General features: G+C 35.9%; 2 protein-coding genes. Both read right to left on the bottom strand.

The window, feature by feature from the left end:
• Nucleotides 1-106, bottom strand: a 106-nt coding sequence (locus AB1422_15220; protein MEW6620661.1) for a DNA methylase, incomplete at its 3' end; no start/stop codon positions are given.
• Between the two features lie 219 nt (nt 107-325).
• Nucleotides 326-6,229: a T9SS type A sorting domain-containing protein gene (locus tag AB1422_15215; GenBank protein MEW6620660.1), complete on the bottom strand. Its 5,904-nt coding sequence runs from the start codon at nt 6,227-6,229 to the stop codon at nt 326-328.
• Nucleotides 6,230-6,259: the final 30 nt, after the last annotated feature.

Below are 6,259 nucleotides of genomic sequence, written 5' to 3'. Positions count from 1 at the left end.
TCTTTCTGCTTCTCAAATACTTCCAAAGCAATACTTCCGATAAAACCCCTTGCTTTCTAAGTTCTCTGGCGTAAGTTTTCAATTTCGGATTGTAATGAATCTTCATACTTACAACCCCCTAACCCCCGCCAGCGGGGGACAACCCGTCTCTGACCTCTGTATTTATCCGTGCTAATCCGTGTTAATCAGTGGCTGAATAGTTACACTGAAATTAGAAATTGGAAATTAGGCTTTCACTTCTCTTCCCAATTTCTAATTTCCAACTTCACTCAATTTTATTTTCTTTACCCCCGATAATCGAGGCATTACTTTCTTTCCTACCTTCTTACCTCACCACACCTATCTTACCTACCTTCTTATCTCCTTCAGAACTACTAATCACATAAATATAAATCCCACTGGCTACTTTCTCATTATCTTTATTCTGGAGCTTCCAGAGCCATTTACCACTACTACTTACTCCCTCATATTCATATACCTCTTCACCGACTATATTAAATATCCTTACCATTATTGTAGCTGGTAAGTTATCACCAAAAGTTACTTGCTCCCTTGCCGGGTTAGGATAAACTATTACCTCCCCTAAAGATTTACTTACCTTTGCACCTATGCCTACCAATGATAAATGTGGTAAATAAAATATTAACTTATTATTCACTTTATCCAATTCCTGGCTACTGACTACTTCCCACTCCCCATTCCTGATATAATATGCCTTTAAACTATCTTTTATTATATCATACTCTATGCCTTCTTGTCCATAAAAATATGTTACCTTTAAATCTTTTTTTATCTCTACATCCTTATCATAAATAACAAACTCATAACACCCTATTGGCTGTATCCCTGCTGGTGGTGATGGATATTGTGTTACCTTAAAAAAATCAAACAAGGCGTTTTTACTTAGTGCAGATGGCATTATTTCTACCATTAGCCACTCCTTCTCTATAATCTTACCCATTTCTTCAGGAATGTTGTAGATACTTATTCCCTTCCTTCCTGATGTAACTAAGGTATGTGTTCCTAAATATATACCATAGATTAATGTTTGTCTGGGGGATGTAGTTGTAGTACTTACTATCTCATAGACCTGCCTTCCACTTTCAAATGTTTCATCTTTCTCATATACCTTAGTCCAATTATCTCCTTCATCTATCCATGCCTTTATCATCCCTTCAAATTCTTCACTCACCTCTACACTTATCTTGACCTTAAATGCCTCATTAAACGAATACCCTGCTTTATCCAAACTTGCTCCTTTTATTACTACCTCTATCCCTCGCACATCAATAGGAAGTAGAGAGTAGGAAGTAGAGAGTAGAGGGAAATTGGATAATTTGACATTTGAGATTTCTCTGTGTCTCTGCGTCTGGGCGGTTACCACACTTACATAATATGTTCCACTTAGCATTTGTGCAGGTAGATTGAATGCAAATGTTTGACTACTTGCTCCGTTAAATGTAATTGTATCACTCGCAGGCTCTCCTGGTGTGGTTAAACTCACAGTGCCTGCCTCAAGTGAGATTATGGTTAAGGTTACAGTTTCCCCTTGATTGTAGATTTGCTTATCTGAAATTATTGTAAGTGTTCCTTTTGGTCGAACATAAATGGCATCAAGCCAGATGGCCCTATCATCCAAAGAATATATACCAAAATTAAGTTTTTGACCTGTATGATTGATAGGTAAGTAAAATAGGCTTCCAGCCTGTTGTAAATAACCTAATGTAATTGTTTTTGTTTCTGCATAATCGTTGAATTTTACCTTTGCCGATAGGTTTAATGTGCCTAAACCTGCATCACTTAGATTTGTTACCCTCAAGGTAAAGGTAGCCATCTCATTCTCTCCATAACACTCCTTATCCAAACTTGCTTCTACATCTATCTTTATCCCAACTATCCTTACTGAAAACTCTTTACTCATCACTGACCACTGTTCACTGACCACTCCTGTATAAGTTCCCTCCTCAAAATCTGATGGCACAAATAACCTGAAGTTGAGCGTCCCCACTTCCTCCGGAGCTAACCAAATCACCTTTTCCTCATCCAGCAAATCCAACAACTTTACCTTTACCTTTGCCTCACCCATAGCCATCCCAATATTCTTAACTGCAACGCTAATCGTTCCTTCATTTCCAACTGCTAATTCAAGATGACTAACATCCAGAATCTCAAAATTCGGTTCTAAACTAAATACCATCTCTTCCTTATCTACCTCATTTCCATCATACAAAATTACAGCCTTAGCAGTATAAGTTCCAGGTAAGGGAGATTGGGTAATTGAGTAACTGGGTAATTGGGTAATTTGGGATTTGGAGTTTGGAATTTGAGACTTGTTTGGAATTTGGAATTTGAGATTTGGAATTTTAATCGTATATGTTGCACCTTTGCCTGCATCAAGATTTACACAAGTCTGGGTTTGATAAAACGGTGTTTCAAATTGTAGCATTCCATTAAACTCATTTGAGCCAGGATTTTCTACCCTTACTCTAAACTGGGGACTATCTACGGTTAACCCCTTAATCTTAGCAATGTTTTCTTTTGCTACCTTGAACTTAGCACTTCCAGTACCACGAAAATACTCATATCCAAGTTCATACACTTCCTCTTCTAACTCAAATATTAGATTACCTGTAATCATGCCACCTGCTGGAACATAGAATTTACAAGCAAGAATGATGGAATTAGGGCCGACTTGCGAAATGATAGGGCCGAGTGAAGATTTGGTAACCGGGTGATTTGGTGTCTGGTGTCTGGTGTCTTCTGTCTTCTCTCCTCTGTCCTCTGTCTTCTGCCCTCTGCTCTCTGCACTCTGCACTCTGCTCTCTGCCTTCTGCTCACTGATCACTACCTTCGGCATTACCTTACACCAAGCGGGTAATTTGGTAACTGGGTAATTGGCTAACCTGGTAGTTTGAGATTTGGAATTTGACATTTCTCTGTGCCCCTGTGTCTCTGTGGCGAATATCGTAAATGTCGCAGGAAACTCCGAATCTAATTTACCCCTATTTACTACCTCAAACGGTATTTCCAGATACCCTATTGGATATACTGAGTCAGGATTAATACTTAAATCTACTAACTCTCCAAACTCTACCTGCTTAGTATAAGTCCCACTTACATTTCCTGATAAAACTAAGGTAATTGTAGCATAGTCTGATTGGTAACCAGTAACTGGTAATTGGTAATTAATTTCTTTGACCACTGTTTGTAAAGACGGAATACTAATAGTATCAAACTCTTGCTTTATATCACTAATAGCTAATGACCAATGATTAATAACTACATCAACTTTACTTATATTCTTTAACCTTATGATTAGTGTATTTGTTCCTCTTGTTAATGCCTGTTTTGTAATTATCTCTATATTAACTTTTGTCTCTTCTACCAGGATATAATCTATCACCTTTACATCGTTTATCATACATTCTAAGACAAAAGATGAATTAGCCGTAGTAGTAGCAATGAAACTATAACTACTGTTAGAGCCAAGATTAATTGGCGTCCTGAATATTACATCTCTATCTTTTACCTTTAACTCTAAGTCACCTGCTTCTATATTCTCTCCTTTATTTGTTAGAGTTCCGGATATAGTAATCAACTCATCAGGTTTATACACCTTTTTATCAGTATCAAATGTTAGGTATAAATTTGACTTAAATATATAGAATGAATTCATATCTATAGCTATTTTCTGATTTTTATGTGAGGTAAGTACTCCTTCAATATATAGCTTACCTACACTACTTAAAGTACCAATATTTATTACTTCCTGACTAATACTTGATTCTAAACAGGTTATCTCATACTCTTTTTCATAAATCACATCCCCTGCTGTAGTATATCGTGATACACCATACTCTGTTCCAAACCAAATATACTCCCCATCTACTGCTATTGAGTTAATATAATTACTCACTAACCCACTATTTGCTGGGGTAAAAGTTGTCCAACTATCGGTTTCCTTATCATACCGTAATACACCCACCCATGTCCCAATCCAAATATATTTTCCATCTACTGCTATTGACATAATACTATGTTCGGTAAAAGTTGTCCAGCTACCGGTTTCCTTATCATACCGTGATACACCATAGCGTGTCCCAAACCAAATATATTTTCCATCTACTGCTATTGACCTAATCTTATAACCCACTAACCCACTATTGTATGAGGTAAAAGTTGTCCAACTACCGGTTTCCTTATCATATCGTGATACATCATTATCCCATGTTCCAATCCAAATATATTTTCCATCTACTGCTATTGTCCTGATACAATTAGTCTCTAACCCACTATTTTCTTGGGTAAAAGTTGTCCAACTCCCGGTTTCCTTATCATATCGTGATACACCACCTTTACATGTTCCAACCCAAATATATTTTCCATCTACTGCTATTGACCAAATGTCATTACTCTCTAACTCACTATTTTCTATATTAAAAGTTGTCCAACTACCGGTTTCCTTATCATATCGTGATACACCATACTCTGTTCCAATCCAAATATATTTTCCATCTATTGTTATTGAATGAATATCATTACTCACTAACCCACTATTTTGTTGGGTAAAAGTTGTCCAACTACCGGTTTCCTTATCATATCGTGATACACCTTTATACTCTGTTCCAAACCAAATATATTTTTCATCTACTGTTATTGACATAATATCATTACTCACTAACCCACTATTTTGTTGGGTAAAATCTATCCAATTATAACCTTCTTTATCATACCGTGATACACCATCATAGTCTGTTCCAAACCAAATATATTTCTCATCTACTGCTATTGAATTAATATCATTACTCACTAACCCACTATTTTGTTTAGTAAAAGTTGTCCAACTACCGGTTTCCTTATCATATCGTGATACTCCATAGCATGTTCCAAACCAAATATATTTTCCATCTACTGCTATTGACCTAATATACTTACTCACTAACCCACTATTTTCATTAAAAGTTGTCCAATTACTGGTTTCCTTATCATATCGTGATACACCATACCCTGTTCCAAACCAAATATATTTTTCATCTACTGCTATTGACATAATTTCATTATCCACTAACCCACTATTTTGTTTAGTAAAAGTTGTCCAACTACCGGTTTCCTTATCATATTGTGATAGACCATACCATGTCCCAAGCCAAATATATTTCCCATCTACTGCTATTGACCTAATCTCATTATTTACTAACCCACTATTTTGTTTGGTAAAAGTTGTCCAACTACCGGTTTCCTTATCATATCGTGATACACCATCCCATGTCCCAAGCCAAATATATTTCCCATCTACTGCTATTGACCTAATATGATTACTCACTAACCCACTATTTTCTATATTAAAAGTTATCCAGCTACTGGTTTCCTTATCATATCGTGATACACCATCCCATGTCCCAAACCAGATATACCTCCCATCTACTGCTATTGTATTAGCATCTTGTATCTTATTATAATCATCCCACTTATTATCTACCTTATTATATCTTTTCACAATCAAATTAGTTGCAAACCAGACATAATTACCATCAACTTTAATATCACGAATTCTTTCCAATGCAGTAAAAGTCTGCCACCCAGGATAATTACTTCTTACTTTCAGGCTCAACTTAGCACCTTCAATAGCGTCATTTTTATTATCTATCTTTACATTTACATTAATTTGCTCATTAATAGAGTATGTCTTCTGAGCAGTGCATATACTCATATCTGCATCTATCCCTTCTATACTGATATATCTATCAAAATTTTCTCTTAACTGTATAAGTTGAGCAGTCGTAATTAAACTTATGATATAATCTCCGGTTATTAGTCCACCTGGAATATCAAATCCTATTATCCTCTCATCATCTGCTGGAAATAAATTATCTATACTCCCTTCACCTGTATAAACCTCATTTCCTATTGTATCAAATAATCTTATAGTATAATCCCAACTATCCGCTACACCGCCGATATTCTTTACATAAATATTTACTGTTTCCCCTAACTGATAACTTTTATCATTAACTTTAACCTCTAATTTTGCCTGCGGGATATAAAAACTAAATTGTTTATATTTAGAAGAAGTACCAATCTGGACGCAGACACTACCGTAATAATACCCAGCAGTTAAACTTGCTGGAATAGGTGCGCTAAGGCTAAGATTTCCTTTTTGTGATGGTAATAAAGAAAGCAAGGTGGTAGTGCTAAAGTTAAACCCCTCAATAAAACTAACTACTTCCATGTCTTGCTTAAATTTACCTGTATTAATTAT

The organism is bacterium, from assembly GCA_040757115.1.
Taxonomy (GTDB): Bacteria; UBA9089; CG2-30-40-21; order CG2-30-40-21; family SBAY01; genus JBFLXS01.
The sequence above is the reverse complement of the archived record's forward strand: the minus strand, read 5'-3'. Positions and strand labels throughout refer to the sequence as shown.

Excerpts from the sequence above, each read along its gene's own strand:
- AB1422_15215 (MEW6620660.1), bottom strand. The coding sequence starts at position 6,229 with ATGGAAGTAGTTAGTTTTATTGAGGGGTTTAACTTTAGCACTACCACC.